The following is a 21,861-nucleotide window of genomic DNA, read 5'->3' as shown; positions in this document are numbered from 1 at the left end:
AGACACCAATGACCCGAACCCTGCACCTCAACGCGTTCCTGATGGGCGTCGGCCACCACGAGGCCGCCTGGCGGCACCCCCGCACCGACCCACGCCGGGTCACCGACGTGCGGCACTTCCAGGAGCTGGCCCGGATCGCCGAACGCGGCACCCTCGACTCGCTCTTCCTCGCCGACGGGCTCTCCGTCGGGCCGAACCCCCGGCACAACATCCACACCGTCTTCGAACCGTTGACCCTGCTCGCCTCCCTGGCCGCGGTGACCGAACACATCGGTCTCATCGCGACGGTCTCCACCACCTACAACGAGCCGTTCCACATCGCCCGCAAATTCGCCTCCCTGGACCACCTCAGCGGCGGCCGGGCCGGCTGGAACATCGTCACGTCCGCACAGGAACGCGAGGCGGTCAACTTCAACCGGGACAGCCACCCCGCGCACGCCGACCGGTACCGGCGGGCCGCCGAGTTCGTCGACGTGGCGATCAAGCTCTGGGACAGCTGGGAGGACGACGCGCTGGTCTTCGACACCTCGGCCGGGGTGATCGCCGACACCGACCGGGTGCACGAGGTGGCGCACCGCGGGCCGGAGTTCCAGGTGCGTGGCCCGCTGAACATCCCCCGAGGGCCGCAGGGCCGGCCCCTGCTCGTGCAGGCCGGCTCGTCGCCGGACGGGATCGGGTTCGCCGCCCGGTACGCCGAGGCGGTCTTCACCGCCCAGCAGACCCTCGCCGACGGCCAGAGCTTCTACGCCGAGCTGCGGCGGCAGGTCTCCGCCGTCGGCCGGGACCCCGACCTGGTGAAGGTCCTGCCCGGCATCGCCCCGGTGATCGGCGGCACCGAGGCCGAGGCGCGGGCCCTCGCCGCCGAGCTGGAGGAGCTGATCGTCCCCGAGTACGCGCTCGCCCAGCTCGCCGGCATCCTCGGCGTCGACCTGACCGGCCTGCCGCTGGACGGGCCCCTCCCGGAGCTGCCAGCAGGGGGTACGCAGGCCCAGCAGAGCCGCTACGAGCTCGTCACCGAGCTGGCCCGCCGGGAACGGCTCACCATCCGGCAGCTGATCGGCCGGCTCGGCGGCGGCCGGGGCCACCGGGTGGTCGTCGGCACCCCCGAGCAGGTCGCCGACCAGATCGAGCTGTGGTTCACCCGGGGCGCCGCCGACGGGTTCAACATCATGCCGCCGCACCTGCCCGGCGGCCTGGCCGACTTCGTCGACCACGTCGTGCCGGTGCTGCGCGCGCGGGGCCTGTTCCGCGGCGAGTACACCGGCCGGACCCTGCGCGAGCACTACGGCCTGCCCCGACCGGCCAGCGGGTACGCCGCACCGGTGCTGGTGCCGGCGTGACCACCGTGGAGCGTCCCCCGACGGACCTCGCCGACCTGCGGCCGGTGGATCGGAACCTGCTCCGCGCGGTGCTGCGCCGGCAGGCCACCAGCGTCACCGTGGTCACCGCCGTGGCCCGGGCCACCGACCCGGCCCGCCCGGGCGGGACCGGCGCGCCGCTGCGGGCCGGGTTCACCGCCACCTCGTTCACGTCGGTGTCGCTGGACCCGCCGCTGGTCTCGTTCTGCCTCGGGGTCGACTCGTCGAGCTGGCCGGTGCTGGCCCGGGCCGAGCACGTGGCGGTGCACCTGCTCGCGGAGGGTCAGCGGGAGGCCGCACGGATCTTCGCGACCAGCGGCATCGACCGGTTCGCCGCGTACCCCGACTGGACGGCCGGGCCGTTCGGGGTGCCGCTGCTGACCGGAGTGCTGGCCCGGCTGCTCTGCCGGGTGGTGCACCGGGTGCCGGCCGGCGACCACAGCCTCGTGATCGCCGAGCCGCTGGCAGTGGGCGACGGCGGCGACGGCGCGCCGCTGGTGCACCACCGGGGCGGCTACACCACCGCCGTCCCGCCGGTGCCGGCGTGAGGGCACCCGCCGCGCCCGAGCTGCTCGCGCTGGACCGGGCCGCCCAGGACCTGCTGTTCCGGGCGGCCCGCACGGCCAACACGTTCACCGACGAGCCGGTCACCGACGCCCAGGTCGCGGCCATCCACGACCTCGTCCGGTACGGGCCGACCGCGTTCAACGGCCAGCCCCTGCGGGTGCTGCTGCTGCGCTCCGCCGCCGCGCGGCAACGGCTGCTGCCGTACGTGTCGTCGGGCAACCGGGCGAAGACGGCCACCGCACCGCTGGTGGCGGTGCTCGCCGCCGACGTCGACTTCCACGAGCGGCTGCCCGAGCTGTTCCCGCACCGACCACACGCCCGGGACTGGCTGACCGACCCGGCGGCGCGGGCCGAGCAGGCCCGTTTCAACGCGGCGCTCCAGATCGGCTACCTGCTGGTGGGCGTACGCGCCGCCGGGCTCGCCGCCGGCCCGATGGCCGGGTTCGACGCGGCCGGCGTGACCCGGGAGTTCTTCCCCGACGGCCGGCACGAGACGCTGCTCCTGATGAACCTGGGTCGACCCGGCCCGGACGCCTGGCACGCCCGCCTGCCCCGGCTCAGCACCTCGGAGGTGGTGCGGACCCTCTGACCGGGGTCAGCGAGGCTCCCACGCGTCGGGCAGGGCGGTGAGCTTGCGGACGTGGGCGGGCAGCCGGCCGCTGACGATCTCGGCGAGGCTCACCTCGTCGACGACCCGCCGCACGGCGGCGCGCACCGCCACCCACAGGCCGGGCAGGTTCTCGGCCGAACCCTCGTACCGGGTCTCCTCGGGGCGCAGGCCACGGACCCCGGCGAGAGGTCCCTCCACGGCGCGCAGCACCGCGCCGACGGTCACCTCGCGCGGCGGGCGGGCGAGCGTGTAGCCACCCTCGGCGCCGCGCTGGGCGCGGACGACGCCGGCCCGGCGCAGATCGGCCAGGACCGCTTCCAGGAACTTGCGGGGCATGTCCTGCTCCGCGGCGATGGCCTGGGTGGACAGCAGCGACGGGTACGCGGTGGCGAGGCTGAGCGCCGCCCGTACCGCGTAGTCGCCGCGCGCGGAGATCTGCACCCTGCCATCATGCCCGCCTGCCGACGCTGCCCGGGCTCGCGGGCTACCAGGGTCGGGTGGCGTGACCGCCGTTGGCTGGTTCGCCGGGGGTACCCGGTCGGAAACGCCCGCCGTTGGCGCCCATCGGCTCCGCGGGCGCCCGTGGCCGGACGACCCGGCCGGGCGGCTGGTCGCGGGCGGCCCGGAACGCGCCGGGGCTGACCCCGACCTCCCGGGTGAAGAAGCGGCCGAAGTTGGTGGGCTCGGAGAAGCCGAGGTCCCGGCCGATCCGGGCGATCGGCTCGTCGGTGGCGGCGAGCAGCCGGCTCGCCTGCAACGCGACCCGCTCGTCGATGACCTGTTTGGCGCTGCGTCCGGTGACGGCCAGGCAGGCGCGGGTCAGGGTCCGCACCGAGCAGCCGAGCGCGGCCGCATAGTCCTCCACCCGGCGGGTGTGCTGGTAGCCGTGCTCCACGTCGCGGCAGAACCGCTGGAACGTCTCCATCTCGGCGCGCGGCGGAGGCCGGTCCGCGCCGGGCAGGGCCAGGCGGAGCAGGAGTACGGCGAGCTGGTGGCGGAGCAGGGCACGGGCCGCCGAGCTGTCGCCGTGCCGCTGACAGTCCACCGAGAGCTGACTCACCTCGGTGATCACGGCGTCCTCGTCCTCGCCGGCCAACTGCCGCCAGGTCGGCGCGTCGGGGTCGACGTCGAAGCCGCGTAGCGCCTCGGAGTCCCAGGCGACCACGGTGGCGTCGAACTGCGGGCCGGCGCAGCGCAGCACCTGGCCGGCGCGGACCCGCAGCAGCGTGCCGGGTCGGCACGGCAGCAGGTGGAAATCCAGCTCGGCGTCGCCGTGCCCACGGGTGGTGAGGATCAGCAACTCCTGCTCGACGAGCACCGGCCTACGCCAGCCCGGGTCACGGGCCAGGTCGGCCAGCGCGAACGTCGCTATCTCGTCGGGTACGGGTGGCGCCGTTCCGATCGGTGGCGCGGGGGAGGGACCGGTGGAGACCATCGCCTGCGACGGTAGCCCGAACCGCAGGTCACCGCATCCCGGACCTGGCCGCCCTCCGCATCGGTGCCTCGCGCACGGGGTTGTGGCGATCCGGACGGCCGGGCTACGTTACCCGGCGGTAGTGCCGTCCGGTCCCGGCCGCCCGGCGCCCCGCCGGTCGCCCGCCGGACCGGCGACCCCGCCGACTCGCGATGGGATGGGCATGACGCAGCTGTTCTCGGTCGAAGGCAAGACGGTCCTGGTCACCGGCGGGTCGCGGGGGATCGGCCTGATGATCGCCCAGGGCTTCGTCCGGGCGGGCGCGCGCGTGATCATCTCGTCGCGCAAGGCGGACGTCTGCGAGGCCGTCGCCAAGGAACTCTCGGCCGAGGGCCGCTGCGAGGCCATTCCGGCCGACCTCAGCGACGACGCCGGCGCCGAAGGGCTCGCCGCCGCCGTGCGGGAGCGCTTCCCCCGCCTCGACGTACTGGTCAACAACGCCGGTGCGACCTGGGGTGCGCCGCTGGAGAACTACCCGGAGGCCGCGTTCGACAAGCTCTGGGCGGTCAACGTCAAGGCCGTCTTCCGGCTGACGACCGCGCTGCTGCCGGCGCTGCGCGCCGCCGCCACCGCCGACGACCCGGCCCGCGTGATCAACATCGGGTCGATCGACGGCGTCCGGGTGCCGTGGATGGAGGTGTACGCGTACTCGGCCACCAAGGCGGCCGTTCACATGCTCACCCGCAGCCTCGCCCACCAACTGGCCGGCGAGCAGATCACCGTCAACGCGATCGCGCCCGGCCCGTTCGAGAGCAAGATGATGGCGTTCGCGCTGAACGACCCGACGAGCAGGGCCACCATCGAGCAGCAGGTGCCGCTGGGCCGTATCGGGCGCCCCGAGGACATGGCCGGCACGGCCATCTACCTGTCCTCGCGGGCGGGCGCCTACCTCACCGGCGCGGTCATCCCGGTCGACGGCGGCATCACCACGCACGGTTGAGCACCGGCCGCCCCGGGCGGGCGGACCCGCGTACCCCAGGGTGTGCCGGAGCCGCGCGGTCGGCAGATCCGCGCGGCCCCGTGATGGCCGGTGTTGCCCGGTCGGGCGGTGGTCAGCGACCGGCGAGCAGTCGGTTCACCGCCGTGTCGACGTCCAGGTGCTCGGCCTCACGGCCGCGCGGGACGACGACGTAGGTCCGTCGAAGGAATCGCACCAGGACGCTGCGCGGCACCTCGAAGAGGGCGTTGCCGTCCGGTGACGAGAGGGCCAGCGCGACGAAGTCGCCGCGCGGGGTGGCCCAGGGCCAGACCCGGACATCCCCGATGCCGGCTGGCTCGTCCAGGCCGGTGACCAGCAGTTCGCGGGCGAAGGACCAGCTAACCGCCTCGCCACCCGCCGATTCGGCATGGAACAGGACATGGACCGCATACGGGTCAGCAGGGTCGTAACGCAGACTGGCACGCACCGGCAATGCGGTGGCGTCAGGCGCGACGAGCCTTAGCGACGTCTCGACCTCTACGGTCGTCGGTCGGATGACACTCATGGACGTTCTCCCCCCGGCACCGCTGCGGAACGCGCGTGTCCCGCTTTTCCCATACTCAGGTGCTACTCCTGGCTACGCTCCGCCATACGCTGACTTCACCCAGTGGTGGGAAGGGGGACGGAAAGGCCGCGTGAATGTGAGCATTCATGTAGGATTTCCGGTTCTGCCCAGTGCGTGATCCCGCCCGGCATCGGGTGGTTCAGTCGTCGACTTACTCCGGTAACGTCCAGTCGACCGTTGCAGTGACGGGCCCGAGCGACACTGGGGGGTGAAATGGTCACGAAAGGATCCTCAGTGGATCCGGCGACGGCGCCCGGCCCACCGAAAGTCGCGGTCGGAGTAGCCGAAAAGCGGGGGTACGGAGTGCCGATGGAGCAGCCCGAGAGGTCCGGTCGGCCGGCGCCAGACGCCGGACACGCCGGCGGTGATGCGCGCGCCGATGGTGAGGGTGCTGAGCGGCCCAGCCGTGGTGCCGGCGGCGTCCTCGTCGTGGCCGACCCACCGAGACGCCCGCGTTGGCGGGACCGGATCACCACCACGCTCGACCTGATCCGCGCCAACCCCACCGGCCGGATCACCCTCAAGATCGTCATTGCGATCGCCGGGGCACTGGTGGTGACGATCGGCATCGCGCTCATCCCGCTACCCGGGCCTGGTTGGCTGCTCGTCATCGCCGGCCTCGGCATCTGGGCCGTCGAGTACCACTGGGCCCGCCGACTGCTCGGCTTCACCCGCCGGCACGTACACGGCTGGACGCAGTGGGTAACCCGACAGTCACTGCCGGTGCGAATCGTGCTCGGCTCCGTCGGCCTGGTCTTCGTGGGAACGGTGGTCTGGCTGTCGCTCAAGTACAGCCTCGGCATCGACGTGGTGGACGAGGCGATGCAGTACCTCGACGCGCGCTGACCCCGGATTTCCGGTCCGGTCCCACGATCGGGTAGAGTCATCGGCGCTGAGGGCGATTAGCTCAGTGGGAGAGCGCTTCGTTCACACCGAAGAGGTCGCTGGTTCGATACCAGCATCGCCCACTCTCAGTTTGTGCAGGTCGAAAGCCCGTTGCCGGAGTAGCCGGTAACGGGCTTCGCTGTGTGTGCTGCTTACATTGGGAGCAGATCGGGAGCGGCGCGGCTGGTTCTGGGTTCGGACCGGCATGGAGCCGCCCGGCCGGGTGACATTTGCGGCCCCGAGAGGGGACTGGTGGCTAGTTGAGGAGTTGTCCTACCGCTACCGGTGCCCGCGTCACGAGTGGGTGCCCCCGGGTTGTGGCTCACGGGCTGACTGGTGGCCGACGGTCCGGTGGTCCGCCCACTCGCCGGTCCACATTGCGAGGTCGCGCACCCAGGTCTCGGTGCTTTGCCGGGACTTGGCCGCCCACTTCGTTGCGTTCCTTGACGCGAAGTCGTCCAGGACCTGACGGTCGGTCGCGGTCCATGCCGGAAGCTTGGGTTAGCCACTCTTCTGCCTGTTCCGCGCCGTGGCCGCCGCCGATCAGCCACTGGACGAGCAACGCGAGTTCGACCCATGCGGCGGCCTTGGTTGCCCACGCCCACTCGACAATCTGTACGCCGAGTGGCGTCACGATCAAGTTGGTCGGGTTGAGGTCGGAGTGGATGAGTGTCCCGCCGTCCATCGCCGGGTGCGCGAACCCGAGCCGGGCCGCCGGGGTGAACCACATCTCGCCAGGCGCCGGCGTCTCTTGAAGTGCTTTCAGTGCGGCTAGGAGCAGATCGAGGTCCGTGCTGCCGGGTTCTGGCCCCGGGTCGCGGGTCGTCGTTCACTCGATCATCAAGCTAACCGTGATCGGATACCTTTCCGATCACGTTCTCGATCTTGGGACAGCGGAGCGACTCGCCCAGCCGCTAGCATCGCGCTGATTCCCGTCCCCCATTACGGAGACCTCCATGCGCACACTTGCCGCCGCCGCCCTCGTGGGCGTGCTCGTGGCCGCCCTCCCGGCAACGGCGGCCCTGGCCGCCGACCCCAAGCCGGATATCGCGGTGACCTCCGCCGCCGACAAGGCCAACTACGCCGAGGGTGAGACCTTCACCATCACGGTCACGGTGAAGAACAAGAGCTCCGTCGACGCCAAGCACGTGCACTACACCGGTGGCGACAGCGAGGGCGTCGACGGTGTCGCCTACGGTGAGCTGTCGACCGGCTTCGACCTCGCCGCCGGCGCCACCAAGACCGTTCAGATCACCGGCAAGACCAACCACGTGGCGTGGCGGTCCGGCTACGGATTCGTTGCCTTCGCGCTTGCCGCCGACAACGGCGAGGCCAACGACGCCGACAACATCACCAGCGTGCGGCTGCTGGTGGCGGGCGTCTTCGACGATCTCGGCGGCTACGTCTTCCAGGGTGGGTCCTCTGGCGCCGAATGGACGCCCCGGACGCCTGGCGTCCCGGGTGTCAAGGTCGTCGCCACCAGTGCCGACGGCAAGACGAAGTACGCCGAGGCCATCACGGACGCCAAGGGCCTGTTCCGTCTCGCCCACCTCCCAGCCGGCGACGTCCTGCTGACCTTCACCGCCCCGGCGGGCTGGAAGATCCTGGCCGGCGAGAACGGCGAGGACGACCACACTCTGGCGCAGGTCAGAGCCGACGACAGCGACGAGCCGCGCATCTTCGTGCCGGCGAAGAAGGTCGCCGTGAGCTCGCCGAGCGTCTCGCCGTCGCCGTCGCCGTCGCCGTCGCCGTCGCCGTCGCCGTCGGCATCGGCATCGCTGTCGGCATCGGCGTCGTCGAGCGCCGGCCCGGGCCTGCCGGTCACCGGCACCAACACCATGCTGTTCGTCGGCGCGGCTGCGGTCGCCGTCGCGGTCGGCACGGTGTTGGTGCTCGTCGCACGGCGCCGCCGTGTACGCCTGCAGGCCTGATCGGCCGAGACCGCTCCAGCGGCCGAACACCGCAGGCCGTAGCGTTCCCCGCTATATCGAGCAAGGCGAAGGGCGCCGAGGATCCAGCACCCCGCTGGACCCTCGGCGCCGCGACTCCGGCCGCGACAACGCCCTCGACGCGCGCTCGCAGGTCAAAGGCCGATTCCCGGAAACGGGAGGTGGCCTTTCTGCTGTCGTGCGGCAGCTTCGTACAGCAATCGGGTCGTTGGTGTGGGCGCTACCGCGTGTGCACCGCGGTCAGAATGTGGCGATCGGGTTGACCGGGCTGCCGGACGTACCGGCGAAGCGGACCGGCGCGACTGCGAGGTGGAAGTCCCACTGGCCGAGCGCGGCAGCCGTTGTCGCGCACATCTCCAGGTCGCAGTTGTCGACCATCCACAGACCCATCGCGACGAGGCTCACGGCGTGGACCGGCATCAACACGTCTTCGAACCCCGACGGCTGAACGTCCTGAGGGGTGTCGGCGCCGATCAGCGCGACGTCGCGTTCATGGAGCCACGGCAGGCAGGACGCGTGCCAGCCGGCCTGCGTGAAACCGCTGGCCTCGCCGGCCTCGTGCCGGAAGCGGCCATAGCCGGTCCGCAGGAGGACCGCATCGCCGGACCGGACCCGTACACCCTGGCGACGCTCAGCCTCCTCGAGGTCGTCGGGAAACACACCCTGCCCCGGTTCCAACCACGGCACACCGCGGGCCCTCGCAACGTCCAGCAGGACACCACGCGTGACGATCCCGTTCGCCGCCGCCGTGACGGCCGCCCACGCCGAGCCCGTCGTGGCGTCGACCAACCCGTGCGACCGCCCGTTGTACATCATGCCGTCCCAGAAGATGTGGCACGGCGAGTCGAGGTGGGTGAGGGTGTTGCCGTGGAACGTGATGCCGAGCCGCTCGGACGAGAAGCCCCAGCGCCGGTCGGCGTGGAAGGCGGGCGGCATGTTCTCGGCACCTGGCATGTCGGCGGTGCACGGGAACGTCGTCGTCGACCGCTCCATGTCTCGCGGTGCCGCAACCTCCCATGCGCAGGACACGCTCCTGCCGTGGCGCACGGCCCGCGCCGCCGCCAGCCGGACGTCGTCGGTGATGTGGTTCAGGGTTCCGAGCTCGTCGTCGTCGCCCCACCGTCCCCAGTTCGACAGCGTGTCGAAGTACCCGAGCACGTCGTCCTGCGTGGGCATCGGTCGCCCTGCCGTCATCTCAGCATCGCCTCCTCCGGTCACGCGGCGGCTGGTCAGACTCACCGCAGCCCCACTTGTCTCTGCCGACCGGCGACGACAGCGTAGTGTCTGCCGCCGACCGTGCGGTCGCGATTGTGGGAGCACCGGCCCGTATGGTGGCGCCATGATCACCTGTGTCGTGCACTACACCATCGACCCCGCGCAGATCGAGGCGTTTGAACGCTTCGCCCGTGCGTGGATGCGGCTGGTGGCCAAGCACGGTGGTGTGCACCACGGCTACTTCCTACCCGCCGAGGGAGCCAGCGACCGGGCCGAGGCGCTCTTCAGTTTCGAGAGCCTGGCAGCCTACGAGCGTTACCGCGCACGGTTCGGCAATGACCCGGAGTTCGTCGAGGCCGACAGCATCCGCGACGACTCGGGTTGTGTCGTGCGGTACGAGCGAACGTTCATGCGCCCGCTCCTGCCGACTGATTGAGCGCGCATCCGTCCGCCGCGATCCGTGTGTGGTGTGGACCCGATGTCGACGCTGTTGGTCCGGACGGTTCGTGACGGACGCCCGATCAACACGTCGGCGCGAGCTTCAGTCGCACTCGGCGCTCCGCCCGGTCACCTTGACGATTGTGGTGGTGACCGTCTCTCCCATCACTGGCTCCCGGGTCAGAAGCGACTCGTCACCTGTCAGCCTGGCGAAGCATCGCGTCTGTTTCGGGATCGGGCATGAGCTCCCGAACCTCTTGCGCGCAGCGGCAAGAGTCGGCAATCTTGGCAGCCCACGTCAACGCCTCCTCGCGTGAGGAGACGTCGACGACAACGAAGCCGCCAATGACCTCCTTGGTCTCCGGGTAAGGGCCATCGGTGACCGTCCCGTCCGTGGCCACGACGCTCGCCCTCTGGCGTTCGACTCCAGCGCCGAAGACAAAGACGCCGGCGTTCACGGCCTCCTGGACCACCGCGTGCGAGGCCTTGCCCACGTCGGGCCAATCCGCGTCGGGGATGTGGTCCATCGCGCCGTCATTGAACGAGATCAAATACCGCGTCATTCCATGACTCCCTTGTCCCGGCGGCCTCGTCCGGCCGCCTCTCGCCTGTTCCTCCCACCGCGGATACCACTGCCCGGGCGGCTCGACCGGCGGTATAAGCAGCCGTTCGTTTCGCAGAGTTTCCCAGCCGACTGTCTGCCACGGGAAGGCGTCGCCGGGCGATCGACCTCCCAGTGGACAAACGGTCAGATCAAGACCGCGGCGAGAGCGCGGAAGGCGTCGGCGGGGAATGTCGTGACGTCGCCGCCGTTGAGTACCTGGACCGCCACCTCGTCCGCGCCGGCCTGGTAGTGCTTCTCCAACCCGGCCGCGACCTTGTCGGCCGTGCCCCAGGGGATCAGGGCGTCGACGAGGCGGTCGCTGCCGCCTCCAGCGAAGTCCTCGTCGGTCCAGCCGAATCGGCGCAGGTTGTTGGTGTAGTTCGGCAGTGCGAGGTATCCGCTCGTGTATTGCCGGGCCGTGGCGCGCGCGGTGGTGGCGTCCGCTTCGAGCACCACTGCGACCTCGGGAGCGAGCAGCCGGTCGGGCCCGAGTGCCGCTCGGGCCTCGGCGGTGTGCTCGGCAGGGACGAAGTACGGGTGCGCCCCTGCTGAACGGTCGCGGGAGAGCTCGAGCATCCGCGGGCCGAGCGCGGCCAGGACCCGCCGCTCGGGAGGCAGCCCGGCAGCGTCGAGACCGTCGAGGTACTCCACCATCTTTGAGTACGGCTTGCGGTAGGCGGTGCCGCCGCCTTCGACCAGCACAGCGTGGCTGGCGCCGAGACCGAGCAGGAACCGGCCGGGATGGGCCTGCTCCGCGTCCTGGGCGAACGCCGCCACCTCCGGGGGCGACGAGTGCCAGATGCTCACAATCCCCGACGCGACCCCGATGCGCGTGGTGCCGTCCAGGATCTCCCGGAAGCGTGGGGCGACGTTCTCCTCGAAGCCGCCGGAGAACCAGAGCCGTGAATAGCCGAGTTCCTCCAGCTCGGTCGCGGCGTCGATGGCCGCGCCCTGACTCTCGCTAGCAAGGAAGAACGGTTGCCATACGCTGACGAGTCGTTGTGCCATACCGAAACACTACGCATCAGCTCCTGCAGGAGCACGACGCCGCACCAGCACACGGGTACCTCCTTGGCTGGCAGAGGTCCGCAGCCACAGAGCCAGGGCGGGCAACAGGATCGGCCCACACCTCCACGTTGGTGCGCGGCGCCGTTGTGGAGGCGGTGTCAGTCGTCCACGTCTCCCGTACTGTTCCCGCCGTGTCGGACGAACCGAAGACGATGCGCTTTCGTTGGGCGATCCTGGGGCCGCCCCTCGCGACGGCCTTCATGATTGGCGTCCTCGCCGTGGTCAGCGCGGCGAGGGGCAGCGATCCGGAACTGTGGCTGCGTCCGGCAGTGCTGGCTCCGGGCGGCCCGCTGGTGCTGTTCTGGTGGCAGGTGGTGGTTCGTCCACGGCATCGCTGGTGGGCACTTGGTGCCGATCTCGCGGTGACCATCGTTGCTTACCTGTTGCTGTACCGGCTGGTCCTGGCCGGGCTGTCGTTCCCATGGGACGGCGTGGTCAGCTTCGCGGTCGCCGGCTGGCTGGGAGCCTTCGCCTACGTCACCGTCACCCAGCGACCCACGGCGCCGATGTCCGGCGGCAAGCCCGCCGAGGGCAGCACGATCGCGCCGGGCGAGGCGTACGAGGAGCGGTTCGGCTTCACCCGCCGTGACCTGTTGCTGCTGCCTGCTAGCGCGGTTTTTGTCGCCGTCGGCGTCCTGCTTCTCCGCGACGAACCTCTCGCCGGCGTGGGTGCCATCGTGATTGGCGGCGCGTTCCTGCTGCTGCGGCTCGTCAGCGTGCTGGGCCGCCGTGTGGCGCTGCGCGTCGACGCTGCCGGAGTTACTCTCGGCCAGACGCCGCCATGGCCGTCCTCGCACACTGCGGTGACACCGTGGTCCGACATCGAGGCTGTCGTGCTGTGGACGCAGCAGGCCGGCGGGACCACGGTCCCGTACGTCGGCCTGCAGCGGCGCCCCGGCTTGCCGCCGTTGCCGGGCTCGGCGCGCTCACGCGGCCTGCGGCGGATGAACCAGGCGCTCGTCGCGCACGTGCCGCCGGCCGTACTCGCCGACAGTCGGCCGGCGACCTTCTGGCGGCTGCACCGCCCGAGCCTCGAGGCGGCGGTCCGCCACTTCGCACCTGCGGTGGAGATCGTCGACGTGGGCTGAGGGGTACCTGCTCTGCGTGCCATACTCTCGCCATGAATCTGTACCGAAGGGACCGTGCCGCGTAACAGGCCTGCGGCGCTACGTGCTGCCCGCCCCGCCCGTCGCTACGCTCACGAGTCGCGCACCCACCTTCCCAGGGTCTCTGGAAGCGCGGTCGCTGACATAGTCCGACTGGAACGCCGAAGCAAGCGGCTACGTCCCGGCGACATCCATATAGCGCTGCAGCGCTGGATCGCCATAGCGCATGGACCGGTCAAGGGTCTGCTCGACGACTTCGGCGGATGCCCCTGCTGCTGCACCCTGGACTACCGGGAAGTGCTGGAGATCGCCCTGCGATCGCTGCCTCGCCGGACGGCTCGTGAACTCCGTCGCCTCGTCGACACTGCCGATCAGCTCATCCTGAGCCGAACCCTGCCCGATCTTTGGGCGGACCCCGGAAAGCCGTGGTGGCTGCGGCGCATGTGATGGGGGGCGGGACAGCCGCCCAGCCTGCCGTGACTGTCGGCGTACGGGTCAGGCCGTGCTGGCCTGGCAGTCGCAACAGCTCCTCCGGCGAATCACGCCAGGCGATGCCCAGGTTTCACCCTCGGGTTCAGACGTATCCGGGTTTGCCGGATCTACCCTGGCGGGTGTCCGTCGCCCAGACCCGACTGAAGTCGATCAAGGCTTGCGGCGTAGTTGGCGCAACACGCCGTGCCGGCGTGCGGCCCACGCGAGGCGCCGGACGCTCGGGTGCCGTACGAACAGCACCGCCGCCCGGCGGATCAAGCCGAACCGGTTGTCGCTCACCTGGTTGTCAGTCGCCTGCCAGATCAGCTCGCGCACCTTGGCGTTGTCCAGCACTGCCCGTATCTCACGTCGCACCGCGGGATCCTCGGCCGCCGAAGCGATGGCGGCAGCCAGACCCGGCCGGTCCGCAAGCGGCTCGACCATCGCCGCGACGAGCGGCCTCCGCACCTCGTCCTGTTCAAGCAGCAGCAACACAGCTTCCCGGATCTCGATCGTGTCCAGGCCGGACCGCAGCAGGCTCAACAGGCTGCGCTCAACCTCGCGGTCATGATCCGGGACGGACAGCGCGGCCAGCAGCACCGCGACCTCGTCGAGGTCGATGAGGTGTCGCACTCCGGTGCGGAACTCCGGCAGCCCCCACGCAACCTGCAGAGCCTTCACGAGGTTGCGGTTCATGAGCCATCCGCTACCCGGAACCGACAGCCGGCGAAACCCCGCGACCTATCCGGTCCAACGCGTCAGGCACGAGCCGGGCTGCCAAGGCGAACCATGGCTCGCCCGGCCCGCGAGTTTCCTGAAGTGCCGTCAGTCAGCCAGTTACCCGCGTCGGCCTACCCGGCGAGGACAACGGCGGCGCCGGTGACCGCGATGCCGGTTCCCGGTTCGGCGGGGATCCCGACGGTCAGGACGCTGGGACGGCCCAGGTCCTGGCCCTGGTGCACGGTGACGGTCACGGGTGGGGCGACCAGCCCCAGCTCCCGTAGATAGCCGCCGAAAGCGGCGGCTGCGGCACCAGTGGCGGGATCCTCCACGATGCCGCCGGGCGGGAACGGGTTGCGCGCGTGAAATATCCGGGGGGACTCACGCCACACCAGGTCGATGGTCGTCCAGTCGCGCTGCGCCATCAGCGTGGCCAACGCGTTCATGTCGTAGTCCAGTTCGGCGAGCCGTTGTCGGCTCGCCGCGGCCACGACGGGATGCCAGGCGCCGGCGAAGGCGACTCGGGGCGGCAGCGTCGCGTCGAGGTCGTCTGGTGCCCAGCGCAGCGCCTCGAGCAGCGCCGCCAGATCACTGGCAGCGATGGGCTTGGTCTGCGGTTCCACGCTGATCAGCGTCGCTGTTGTCGTGCCGTCCGGCCCCGAGGCGGTGGAGACCTCGACCAGCCCGGCCCGAGTGTCGAAGTGCAGGACCCCGGGGCCGTGCCGTTCGGCGTAGGCGGCGGCCGAGGCAATGGTCGCGTGTCCGCAGAACGGCACCTCGGCCAACGGGCTGAAGTAGCGCACCTCGAAGCGCCGGTTGCCGCGAGGCACGAGGAACGCCGTTTCGGAGTACCCGATGTCAGCAGCCACCCGCAGCATCTCGGCGTCGCCGACCCCGGTGGCGTCGAGTACGACACCGGCCGGGTTGCCGCCCGCCGGATCGGCGCTGAACGCGGCGTAGCGCAGAATCTCCATGATCACGACCGTACCGCCCGCTGTCGCCGTCCAACCTGCGCCACCCATCGCGACCGGCGGAGGGTCCGTACTCGCTAGGCTTTCGGCCGTGGCCGATCTGCCCGAGACGTGGTGCGTTCCGGTCGTCCGTGCGGACTTCCGCGACGACGATGTGTGGCGACAGATCAAGGACGACATCGTCAGCCCCACCGAAGAGGGCTTCGTAGCCGGTGTCGAGTTCGTCGAGGACCGAGCGCTGGCGGGCCTCAGCGGTACGGCGATCGCGGCCGGCTATCCGCGCGCTTACCCGCATCAGTACAGGCACCCGGTGCTGTTTGTCGTCGACGCCGTCACCGTCTCGCTGTCGGAGCGTCCCCTGCTCGTCGTCAACCTCAACGAAGGGTACGAGACAGGTCCGTTCAGGGCACTGCCACGGCAGGTCCAGGCGATCGAGAACAACCTGTCGATCGCCAACATGGACTTCCACGAGTTCGCGCGGTCGGCAGGACCGGACGGCGTCTTCCGAGGCTTCTGAGCGCGCCCCCCCGCAGGCACCTGCGCACTGACCAGGCTTGCGGCTAGGAGACCTCTTCGGTGGGCCGTGGCGTGAAGAAGCGGACGATGTCGTCGGCCGCGGTGGGGGACAGCATCATTGCCTGGACTCGTGCGGACATTTCGGCGATCGGGTGGGTCCTGGTGAACATCGCCTCCTCGTACGTCCGGATCGCCGAGTCGGGGTCGGCGGGGCTGGCGGCGAGTTCGGCGGCGAGTTCGGCGGCGTCGAGCATGGCTTGGTTGGCGCCCTCGCCGACCGGCGGCATGAGGTGCGCGGCGTCACCGATGAGGGTGATGCCCGGCTGGTGGGCCCAGCGCGTATCGGTGGGCATCGCCTCGATCCTGCGGGGGGTCGGCGGGCCGTCCCCGGCTTCGATGAGTGCAGTGAGGTCGGGGTTCCAGCCGTCGAACATGTCCAGCAGGGCGCGCTTGCTGCGGTAGGTGTCCATGGGGCGATCGTCCGCGCGTAGGGAGATTCCGACTCGGATGCTGCCGTCGCCGAGGCGTTGGGCTGCCAGGATCTGGTTCACGCCGATGCACCAGAGGTTGCCGGGGCCGACCAGATCGGCGAGATCCGGGTGGCGCCCGTCGGCGTCGCTGATGCTGAGCTCCACCAAGGTGGCGACGGGGGACAGTGTCGCGTCGGTCAGCAGCGACCGGACGACCGAGCGTGCGCCGTCCGCGCCGATGAGCACGTCGCAGTCGGCGCTGTGGCCGCCGTCGAACGTCAGCCTGAAGCCTCCCTCGGGTCGTGGCGTCGCCGCGACGAGCCGGTGCTGCCACACAACGGTCTGGGCGGGGAGTGAATCGAGCAGAAGATCACGCAGTGCGCTGCGGTCGATCTCGGGGCGTCCGGAGAACGAGCCGGGTTGTGGCTTGTGGTGCACGAGGATGCGTCCGGCCGGGTCGAGGATGAGATGTTCCTCGCCCTCCGGCCGTGCCCCGGACCGGAATCGGTCGGCGAGACCCGCCGCGGCCAGGGCCTTCTGCCCGGACTCCGGGTGCAGGTCGAGCGATCCGCCCTGCGACCGCGCGGATCGGCTTGCCTCACGTTCGTACACCACCGCGCCGATGCCGTGCCGGTGCAGGATCCGGGCCAGTGTCAGGCCGCCGAGGCCACCGCCGGCGATCCCAATGCGCATCATCATCTCCGTTACCGTACGCTGTATCTTGTGGATACGCCGTACGGTAGCGCGTCGCTGCCCGTCTGGGAACGGCCCGAGCCCCAGCCGCGGGCGGCGCCGGTGCCGCTGAGCCGCGCGAAGATCGCCGCCACGGCGATCCGGCTCGCCGACGCACACGGCCTCGACGGGCTGTCGGTACGAAAGATCGCCAAAGAGCTCGGCGTCGGTCCGATGCGTCTCTACGACTACGTGACCAACCGATCCGAGCTGCTCGATCTGATGGTCGACACCGTGTACGCCCAGATCGCCGAGGCTGGCCAGCACCCCGAGTGGCGCACCACGGTGCTGGCCCTCGCCCAGGCGACCCGCAAAGCCGCCCTCGACCATGAGTGGTTCGCCGACCTGCTCGGCGGGAGGCCACACCTCGGACCTCACGCGCTCGCCGTGGGCGAATCGACCGCGGCGGCGCTCAGCCGGGCTCCCGGCGTGCGCAGCATCGACGATCTCCAGCGGGCCGTGGGCGCCCTCAACGCGTACATCGTCGGAGCGCTCCGAAGGGAGATCACCGAGCGACGCACCGCCCGCTCAACCGACACCGACGTGTCCGCTTGGCAGGCCGCCCTCGGGCCCTACCTGACACGCATGCTCGAGACAGGCCGCTATCCCACCGTCGCCCGGCTCGTCATCGACGGCGCCCACCTCAACGCCGAGGAAACCTTCCACCACAACCTGATCACCATCCTGGACGGCATCACCAGACATCCGCACACGTGACGCGGGCCCCTCACTGATCAGGGCAGCTGGCCCGGCCGGTCGACGATGGCGACCCGGAGTGGCGCGGCGGCTGAATACAACGACTCCTTGCCGTTGCGCACCACAGACATCCGCGTGCCGAGGTAGACGTGGGTATCCCGGTCGAAGATGAAGTCGTTGTTACCGCCGATCACACCGGGCATTCGAATCGCCACCCCATGCCGGCCGGCGGCGTCCACCACGTCGCCCGATATGACGACCGCTCCGGGCTGCCGCGCCAGCAACTCGAACAGCGCCGCCAGCGCTCGGGGCGGCACATAGCCGCTGAGCATCGACCGCGCGGTGGTGTACGCCATGCTTTCGTCTCCGTAGACGGCCTCCTCATCGGCTCCTTCGGGGAGATTCAGGTCGACCGGATGTTCCCGGAGGTATCGAAGCAGTTCGTCCGGGTCGGTGGGCAGATCGCCGTGGTACGCGGGCGACGGGAGTTCATCGAGTTCCTTGTCGGGATTTGCGGGATCGCTCGGGCGGAGCACCTTCAGTTCGCTCCACCCGTTCGGATCGGTCCCTGGCCGGTAACGTGCCTGCGTGTGCGCGACTCCCCCGGCCGACTGCCAGATCTGCGTCCGTACGGTGGTGTACGGGCCGCTGTCCGGCAGTTCCCGCGTCGTCGCCAGGACTTCCGTGAAGACGTACTGGTCGGGTCGGGCGGTGAGCTCGGGCTGCTGCCGGGCGGCATCGGCCGCCATACGGAGGATCTCCGACGCGCTGGCCGTAGGCGGCGGCTGGTTGCCCACCCTCATCGTCTGGACCGCCAGAGCACCGACGGTCAGTGCGACTGCCAGCCCGAATGCTCCGGCGATGCGCCAACCGTTCAGGAACCGGGTACGGCGTCCGACCGGACGGACCGCCGAAACCACCTCGGACCGCCGGACGACGTGGGCCGTCAGATCCGTGAGGAGCTGCTCCTCGAAACCGTGCGGCGACTGCTCGATCTTGTTCATGGCGTCATCTCCGTCTCGTCAGGCGAGGGTGGTGGCCGGGTAGGCGAGCACGGCGCGGACGGCGCGACGGGCACGATGCAGGCGGACCCGAGCCGCGACCGGGGTCATCCCGAGCACGGTCGCCGCCTCCGCGACGGTGAGGCCGTCCACGGCGACGAGCTCGACCAGCGCCCGGGTGCCCTCGGGTAGCTCGCTCAGCGCTCGATGGGTCCGGCGGGCCGCCGACTCGGCGTCGATCCGCTCCTCGATGCGGGCGATGTCGTCGGGGCCCAGATCCCGTCGTCCGGCCAGTCGGCCGGTCACCCGCAGCCGTTGGGCCGCCCGACGCCGTTCGTCGCCGATGACGTTGCGGGCCACTCCGAACAGCCAGCCGATCTGACTACCCCGGTCTGGTCGGTAGCCGGCCGCCGATTCGATCACCGCCAGGAACACGTCGGCCGTCAGGTCGGCGGCCAGGTGTGGGTCGTCGACCCGCCGTGCCACGAAACGGCCCACCGCCTCCAGGTGCCGCCGGTAGAAGACCTCGAAGGCCACGGGGTCGATTCCGATGCCGGAGATGTCACCCTCCGCTGGGCTGGGGTCATTCACAGGCCGTCCTCTCTCGTAGCGGCTACACCCCTACTTCGTCAGACGGACCGCCGGTGTTACCGAACCGTCCGGACCGGCTCAATTCCTCCCGATGGGCTGGTTCCGGATGAGAGTCAGCAGGGCAGCATGCGTCTGCTCGTCGGCCGCCACGACAAGGCCGTCCACATCGGCGCGGATCGGCTGGCCGTCGATCCCGGTGACCACACAACCGGCGGCCTGACAGAGGGCGATTCCGGCCGCGAAGTGAACGCTGTCGCGTAGGTGGTGGCCATCCGTGACGTAGGCGGCGCGGCGACCGGCAGCGACCCAGGCCACAGCCAGGGTGGTGGAGACCACGCGCGGGCGGAACTGTTCGATGAAGCCCTGGTCAGCGAGCATCCGGGCGGCCAGGAAAACGTCCCTGTTGGGAAACGGCGGGTCAAGATTGACGTCGACCAGCCTCGACTCGGCCGACGGTTCGAGTCGCTCGTCCATCTCACCGCGCCGGACATACGCGGCGGTGCCGTCGGTCCAGAAGACCTCACCGGTGAACGGATCCGCCGAGGCGGCCACGGCGACGTGCGTCCCGGTTCGCAGAGCGACGTTCACCGAGGCAAGCATGTTCCGCGCGGCGTAGTTCAATGTTCCGCACAACGGGTCGACCAGCCACGTGCGTCCGTTCTCGCCATTGCCCGTGCGCCCGCTCTCCTCACCCAGCACGACGTCGTGCGGGCGGGCCGCGCGCACGACGTCGAGGATGGCCTGCTCAGCCTCGATGTCGGCTGTGGTGGCGAAGTCGCCTGCGGTCTTCTGGAAGCGTGTCAGCGGTGAGCCGTACTGAGAGCGGACGACCGCAGCTCCGGCTTCCGCCGCCTTGATGACCAGCGCCTGGTCCGTGATCGACATGCACGAACGATAGTTGCCGTACGGAGTCCCGAGCACGGCCGCAAGCGGTCGAAGTTCGCCGGTACGGCTCCTGCGGAGACCATGTCGGATGACCAAGACTGAAGCGATGTCGACAAGTATCGGAGGCGCGCCACGCACCCAGGTGGCAATCACCGCTCTGCTCATCGTCGCCGGCGTGCTCATCCTCTTCGTCCCCGCCGGTGACGAGGGTCGAGTCCTCGTGCCGGTCAGCGAAGGTCACGGACTGTCCGCGGTGGACGGCATCGGTGCGGTACTGCTGGCGGTGGGCGGTACCTGGCTGGAAGTGCTCGTGGTGCGGCGCCTGCCGTACCTCGCCCTGCCCCCACGGGCCCTGTTCGGGCTCGGCCTGCTGGCCGGCCTCGGCATGGGGCTTCTAATCGCCTCGGTCTTTTCGGGATTCTTCTGGTGGTGGGCAGTCGGCGCCACCGCACTCGGCGTCGCCGTCCTCGTCCTCGTGCCCCTCACCGCACGGCGCTGAGGCTCGGTCAGACCCAAGAGGGGTACGAGCAGATCAAGGCCACTTCCCGTGGCCGTTCGCGTCACCGCGCAGGTGTCGTGGCGCCAACGAACGCAGATCCGGGATAGGCTCGACGTATATGGCTACCTATCGCAGCGCCTCAGTGCTCCTTTCCTCGGACGGCACCAGGACCCCCGGCACCGCCGCGCTCTTCGCCGAGCCCGCCCGCAAGGGTGGGACCCCGCCGTGGGCCGGCGACTTCCGACCCGCCAACAGCGCCGGCAACGGCCCCAAGAACGCGGTCGGGAAGACCTTTACCCTGGAGCTGCCCGACGGCAGCACCGGCAAGGTCGTGGTCCAGAGCCTCAAGAGCGGTAAGGGTGGCGTCGTGCTGGCGTTGATGGGCGAGGACGCACCCCCCTTCTGATCAGGAGACTGATCACCGTCGACGCCATCGGCTGAAGACAGCCGGTGTGCGACCCTGTCGATGCGATGCGTTCGGATGGTTGCCGGGCGCATTGCCTCACCCGTGACTGGTCGTCGAGGCGGACTTCTGTGCCCGCGTCAGCGGCCTCCTGGACCAGGGCTACCGGCTGCACGGCTCACCGGCGCTGGCCTTCAACGGGGCACGCGTCATCGCCGCTCAGTCGTTGGTCCTGCCGAACGCCGCCGCGCCCAGGCCGGCCGAGGGCAGCCCCAGGTAGGGACGGGGTTTCCGCCGGGTCGAGGGGTAGTTGGGGCGGCTCAGGGCGTCGGATGAACTGTTGGTCCCGGGCGCTGACCGAGGCCGTTGGACCGGCCGCTCGGAGTACGACATCGAGGACCAGATCTGGGTCTGAGACGTAGGCTCCGCTGGCCCACGCTGCGTTTGCCTCGATCACCCCCCACTTGCCGTTGATCAGTCCGACGTCAACCACGATGGCAGAGGGCAGTGTGTGCCCATATCCCGCGAGGAGGTCGGCGCCGAAGGCCAACGCGTCGGTCGACGGGGGGCCGAGGTGTAACCGGCCGTGCGTCGCGTACTGGCTGCCCGCGTGGACGACACCGTCGAGCAGGTGTAGCCGGTACTCGGCCGTGAATTCCACGATGTCGCTGACGAGCACGGGAGTCCGTCGGTCGACAGCATCCGGGCCAGGCAGACGGGAACCGTCTGTGTAGATCATCGCGGGGATGGTCTTGTCGTTGGGTGACTTGATGAACGCCGCTCGGCGGAGTTCGTACGCCTCGCTGATGGCGACCAGGGTGATCTCCCGGCGGGTGAGGTCACGGGGGAGCACGGTCAGCCAGCCAGGTCCAGCCTCCAGCGGTGCGATCCCGAGCAGCGGTGCGACAACGTCGGCGAAGCCGGGTCCCGCATGAAGGTGATCAGCCTCCATCCCGGCGGGTACTGCGAAGGTGCGGAGCTGGACGGTGCGTAGCCCGCGTCGATGAGCGGCGTCGCGCACGCTCTGAGCCGAGGCTGTCAGGCGCGGCGGCAGGACAAGTGTCACGGCCGATGATCCTGCCCCGAAA

26 protein-coding genes, 1 tRNA gene and 1 pseudogene are annotated in these 21,861 nt (G+C 70.2%); 14 read left to right on the top strand and 14 right to left on the bottom strand.

The window, feature by feature from the left end:
- Positions 1–8 precede the first annotated feature (8 nt).
- Genes ACTWLT_RS03990 through ACTWLT_RS03980 form a run of 3 tightly spaced genes read left to right on the top strand, consistent with a single transcriptional unit; the run spans position 9 to position 2,514 of the window.
- Positions 9–1,340 (top strand): LLM class flavin-dependent oxidoreductase, encoded by a 1,332-nt coding sequence (locus ACTWLT_RS03990; protein WP_445317185.1) that lies wholly within the window; start codon positions 9–11, stop codon positions 1,338–1,340.
- On the top strand, positions 1,337–1,906 hold the full coding sequence (locus ACTWLT_RS03985) for a flavin reductase family protein (protein WP_445317184.1): 570 nt from the start codon (positions 1,337–1,339) through the stop codon (positions 1,904–1,906). The genes ACTWLT_RS03990 and ACTWLT_RS03985 overlap by 4 nt, the downstream gene beginning before the upstream one ends.
- A complete protein-coding gene (locus tag ACTWLT_RS03980; protein ID WP_445317183.1) occupies positions 1,903–2,514 on the top strand; it encodes a malonic semialdehyde reductase in 612 nt (203 codons plus the stop codon). Before ACTWLT_RS03985 ends, ACTWLT_RS03980 begins: the two co-directional genes overlap by 4 nt.
- Before the next feature lie 6 nt (positions 2,515–2,520).
- Here the strand turns inward: ACTWLT_RS03980 and ACTWLT_RS03975 are convergent, their stop codons facing one another.
- The gene (locus ACTWLT_RS03975) at positions 2,521–2,976 is read right to left on the bottom strand and encodes an RrF2 family transcriptional regulator (protein WP_210785538.1); all 456 of its coding nucleotides are present in this window, start codon (positions 2,974–2,976) and stop codon (positions 2,521–2,523) included.
- A gap of 43 nt (positions 2,977–3,019) precedes the next feature.
- On the bottom strand, positions 3,020–3,970 hold the full coding sequence (locus ACTWLT_RS03970; protein ID WP_445317182.1) for a helix-turn-helix domain-containing protein: 951 nt from the start codon (positions 3,968–3,970) through the stop codon (positions 3,020–3,022).
- 202 nt (positions 3,971–4,172) lie between these two features.
- Here ACTWLT_RS03970 and ACTWLT_RS03965 point away from each other — a divergent pair, with 202 nt between their 5' ends.
- Positions 4,173–4,949, top strand: a complete 777-nt coding sequence (locus ACTWLT_RS03965) for a glucose 1-dehydrogenase (RefSeq protein WP_445317181.1) — start codon at positions 4,173–4,175, stop codon at positions 4,947–4,949.
- A 112-nt stretch (positions 4,950–5,061) separates the two neighbouring features.
- Here ACTWLT_RS03965 and ACTWLT_RS03960 read toward each other — a convergent pair whose 3' ends face one another.
- Positions 5,062–5,493, bottom strand: a complete 432-nt coding sequence (locus tag ACTWLT_RS03960; RefSeq protein ID WP_007457244.1) for an SsgA family sporulation/cell division regulator — start codon at positions 5,491–5,493, stop codon at positions 5,062–5,064.
- A gap of 273 nt (positions 5,494–5,766) precedes the next feature.
- Between ACTWLT_RS03960 and ACTWLT_RS03955 the strand changes: the two genes are divergently transcribed.
- Positions 5,767–6,399, top strand: coding sequence for a TIGR02611 family protein (locus tag ACTWLT_RS03955; protein WP_445317180.1), 633 nt, complete (start codon positions 5,767–5,769; stop codon positions 6,397–6,399).
- A 50-nt stretch (positions 6,400–6,449) separates the two neighbouring features.
- Positions 6,450–6,521 (top strand) — tRNA-Val (locus ACTWLT_RS03950).
- A 239-nt stretch (positions 6,522–6,760) separates the two neighbouring features.
- Here the strand turns inward: ACTWLT_RS03950 and ACTWLT_RS03945 are convergent.
- Complete coding sequence (locus tag ACTWLT_RS03945) at positions 6,761–7,168, bottom strand: hypothetical protein (protein WP_445317179.1); 408 nt, start codon at positions 7,166–7,168, stop codon at positions 6,761–6,763.
- Between the two features lie 226 nt (positions 7,169–7,394).
- Between ACTWLT_RS03945 and ACTWLT_RS03940 the strand changes: the two genes are divergently transcribed.
- A complete protein-coding gene (locus ACTWLT_RS03940) occupies positions 7,395–8,369 on the top strand; it encodes an SdrD B-like domain-containing protein (protein WP_445317178.1) in 975 nt (324 codons plus the stop codon).
- 258 nt (positions 8,370–8,627) lie between these two features.
- On the opposite strand, the gene ACTWLT_RS03935 is transcribed toward ACTWLT_RS03940, so the two are convergent.
- Entirely contained in the window at positions 8,628–9,626 is a 999-nt protein-coding gene (locus ACTWLT_RS03935; RefSeq protein WP_445317177.1) for a cyclase family protein, read from the bottom strand.
- Positions 9,627–9,741: 115 nt separating this feature from the next.
- Here ACTWLT_RS03935 and ACTWLT_RS03930 point away from each other — a divergent pair, with 115 nt between their 5' ends.
- The gene (locus ACTWLT_RS03930; protein WP_445317176.1) at positions 9,742–10,038 is read left to right on the top strand and encodes an NIPSNAP family protein; all 297 of its coding nucleotides are present in this window, start codon (positions 9,742–9,744) and stop codon (positions 10,036–10,038) included.
- Positions 10,039–10,234: 196 nt separating this feature from the next.
- On the opposite strand, the gene ACTWLT_RS03925 is transcribed toward ACTWLT_RS03930, so the two are convergent.
- Together ACTWLT_RS03925 and ACTWLT_RS03920 are read right to left on the bottom strand one after the other, a co-directional pair.
- Complete coding sequence (locus ACTWLT_RS03925) at positions 10,235–10,603, bottom strand: YciI family protein (RefSeq protein ID WP_445317175.1); 369 nt, start codon at positions 10,601–10,603, stop codon at positions 10,235–10,237.
- A gap of 185 nt (positions 10,604–10,788) precedes the next feature.
- Positions 10,789–11,652, bottom strand: coding sequence for a TIGR03620 family F420-dependent LLM class oxidoreductase (locus tag ACTWLT_RS03920; protein WP_445317174.1), 864 nt, complete (start codon positions 11,650–11,652; stop codon positions 10,789–10,791).
- A gap of 191 nt (positions 11,653–11,843) precedes the next feature.
- On the opposite strand from ACTWLT_RS03920, the gene ACTWLT_RS03915 reads away from it, so the two are divergent.
- Entirely contained in the window at positions 11,844–12,800 is a 957-nt protein-coding gene (locus ACTWLT_RS03915) for a hypothetical protein (protein ID WP_445317173.1), read from the top strand.
- 660 nt (positions 12,801–13,460) lie between these two features.
- Here the strand turns inward: ACTWLT_RS03915 and ACTWLT_RS03910 are convergent.
- Complete coding sequence (locus ACTWLT_RS03910; RefSeq protein ID WP_445317172.1) at positions 13,461–13,985, bottom strand: hypothetical protein; 525 nt, start codon at positions 13,983–13,985, stop codon at positions 13,461–13,463.
- A gap of 155 nt (positions 13,986–14,140) precedes the next feature.
- Positions 14,141–14,983: a PhzF family protein gene (locus ACTWLT_RS03905; protein ID WP_445317171.1), complete on the bottom strand. Its 843-nt coding sequence runs from the start codon at positions 14,981–14,983 to the stop codon at positions 14,141–14,143.
- 88 nt (positions 14,984–15,071) lie between these two features.
- Between ACTWLT_RS03905 and ACTWLT_RS03900 the strand changes: the two genes are divergently transcribed.
- Positions 15,072–15,497, top strand: coding sequence for a DUF6924 domain-containing protein (locus ACTWLT_RS03900; protein WP_445317170.1), 426 nt, complete (start codon positions 15,072–15,074; stop codon positions 15,495–15,497).
- A 43-nt stretch (positions 15,498–15,540) separates the two neighbouring features.
- Here the strand turns inward: ACTWLT_RS03900 and ACTWLT_RS03895 are convergent, their stop codons facing one another.
- Positions 15,541–16,665 (bottom strand): FAD-dependent oxidoreductase, encoded by a 1,125-nt coding sequence (locus tag ACTWLT_RS03895; protein WP_445317169.1) that lies wholly within the window; start codon positions 16,663–16,665, stop codon positions 15,541–15,543.
- Between ACTWLT_RS03895 and ACTWLT_RS03890 the strand changes: the two genes are divergently transcribed.
- Positions 16,600–17,415, top strand: coding sequence for a TetR/AcrR family transcriptional regulator (locus ACTWLT_RS03890; protein WP_445317168.1), 816 nt, complete (start codon positions 16,600–16,602; stop codon positions 17,413–17,415). The genes ACTWLT_RS03895 and ACTWLT_RS03890 overlap by 66 nt on opposite strands.
- Positions 17,416–17,432: 17 nt before the next feature.
- Here ACTWLT_RS03890 and ACTWLT_RS03885 read toward each other — a convergent pair whose 3' ends face one another.
- The 3 genes from ACTWLT_RS03885 to ACTWLT_RS03875 all read right to left on the bottom strand — a co-directional run bounded on the left by ACTWLT_RS03885 (position 17,433) and on the right by ACTWLT_RS03875 (position 19,871).
- Positions 17,433–18,398, bottom strand: a complete 966-nt coding sequence (locus tag ACTWLT_RS03885; RefSeq protein ID WP_445317167.1) for a CU044_5270 family protein — start codon at positions 18,396–18,398, stop codon at positions 17,433–17,435.
- Positions 18,399–18,416: 18 nt separating this feature from the next.
- The gene (locus ACTWLT_RS03880; RefSeq protein ID WP_445317166.1) at positions 18,417–18,986 is read right to left on the bottom strand and encodes an RNA polymerase sigma factor; all 570 of its coding nucleotides are present in this window, start codon (positions 18,984–18,986) and stop codon (positions 18,417–18,419) included.
- Positions 18,987–19,064: 78 nt separating this feature from the next.
- Positions 19,065–19,871 carry an inositol monophosphatase family protein gene (locus tag ACTWLT_RS03875; RefSeq protein WP_445317165.1) on the bottom strand — a complete coding sequence of 269 codons (807 nt, stop codon included), beginning with the start codon at positions 19,869–19,871 and terminating at the stop codon, positions 19,065–19,067.
- Positions 19,872–19,959: 88 nt separating this feature from the next.
- On the opposite strand from ACTWLT_RS03875, the gene ACTWLT_RS03870 reads away from it, so the two are divergent.
- The 3 genes and pseudogenes from ACTWLT_RS03870 to ACTWLT_RS03860 form a co-directional block, all read left to right on the top strand.
- Positions 19,960–20,370 (top strand): hypothetical protein, encoded by a 411-nt coding sequence (locus ACTWLT_RS03870; protein ID WP_445317164.1) that lies wholly within the window; start codon positions 19,960–19,962, stop codon positions 20,368–20,370.
- 118 nt (positions 20,371–20,488) lie between these two features.
- Entirely contained in the window at positions 20,489–20,776 is a 288-nt protein-coding gene (locus ACTWLT_RS03865; RefSeq protein ID WP_074310625.1) for a hypothetical protein, read from the top strand.
- Positions 20,777–20,882: 106 nt separating this feature from the next.
- A pseudogene (locus tag ACTWLT_RS03860) lies at positions 20,883–20,951 on the top strand (DUF1737 domain-containing protein); the annotation flags it as partial.
- On the opposite strand, the gene ACTWLT_RS03855 reads toward ACTWLT_RS03860, so the two are convergent.
- Positions 20,952–21,839 (bottom strand): ATP-grasp domain-containing protein, encoded by an 888-nt coding sequence (locus ACTWLT_RS03855; protein WP_445317163.1) that lies wholly within the window; start codon positions 21,837–21,839, stop codon positions 20,952–20,954.
- Between the last annotated feature and the right edge of the window lie 22 nt (positions 21,840–21,861).

Source organism: Micromonospora yongxingensis (assembly GCF_052601155.1).
Note: the sequence above shows the minus strand (reverse complement) of the source record. Positions and strands in the feature narration are given on the sequence as shown.

Coding starts and splice junctions, on each gene's coding strand:
- ACTWLT_RS03990 (WP_445317185.1), top strand. CDS start 9: ATGACCCGAACCCTGCACCTCAACGCGTTCCTGATGGGCGTCGGCCAC.
- ACTWLT_RS03970 (WP_445317182.1), bottom strand. CDS start 3,970: ATGGTCTCCACCGGTCCCTCCCCCGCGCCACCGATCGGAACGGCGCCA.
- ACTWLT_RS03965 (WP_445317181.1), top strand. CDS start 4,173: ATGACGCAGCTGTTCTCGGTCGAAGGCAAGACGGTCCTGGTCACCGGC.
- ACTWLT_RS03960 (WP_007457244.1), bottom strand. CDS start 5,493: ATGAGTGTCATCCGACCGACGACCGTAGAGGTCGAGACGTCGCTAAGG.
- ACTWLT_RS03955 (WP_445317180.1), top strand. CDS start 5,767: ATGGTCACGAAAGGATCCTCAGTGGATCCGGCGACGGCGCCCGGCCCA.
- ACTWLT_RS03945 (WP_445317179.1), bottom strand. CDS start 7,168: ATGTGGTTCACCCCGGCGGCCCGGCTCGGGTTCGCGCACCCGGCGATG.
- ACTWLT_RS03940 (WP_445317178.1), top strand. CDS start 7,395: ATGCGCACACTTGCCGCCGCCGCCCTCGTGGGCGTGCTCGTGGCCGCC.
- ACTWLT_RS03925 (WP_445317175.1), bottom strand. CDS start 10,603: ATGACGCGGTATTTGATCTCGTTCAATGACGGCGCGATGGACCACATC.
- ACTWLT_RS03920 (WP_445317174.1), bottom strand. CDS start 11,652: ATGGCACAACGACTCGTCAGCGTATGGCAACCGTTCTTCCTTGCTAGC.
- ACTWLT_RS03910 (WP_445317172.1), bottom strand. CDS start 13,985: ATGAACCGCAACCTCGTGAAGGCTCTGCAGGTTGCGTGGGGGCTGCCG.
- ACTWLT_RS03905 (WP_445317171.1), bottom strand. CDS start 14,983: ATGGAGATTCTGCGCTACGCCGCGTTCAGCGCCGATCCGGCGGGCGGC.
- ACTWLT_RS03895 (WP_445317169.1), bottom strand. CDS start 16,665: ATGATGATGCGCATTGGGATCGCCGGCGGTGGCCTCGGCGGCCTGACA.
- ACTWLT_RS03885 (WP_445317167.1), bottom strand. CDS start 18,398: ATGAACAAGATCGAGCAGTCGCCGCACGGTTTCGAGGAGCAGCTCCTC.
- ACTWLT_RS03875 (WP_445317165.1), bottom strand. CDS start 19,871: ATGTCGATCACGGACCAGGCGCTGGTCATCAAGGCGGCGGAAGCCGGA.
- ACTWLT_RS03870 (WP_445317164.1), top strand. CDS start 19,960: ATGACCAAGACTGAAGCGATGTCGACAAGTATCGGAGGCGCGCCACGC.
- ACTWLT_RS03865 (WP_074310625.1), top strand. CDS start 20,489: ATGGCTACCTATCGCAGCGCCTCAGTGCTCCTTTCCTCGGACGGCACC.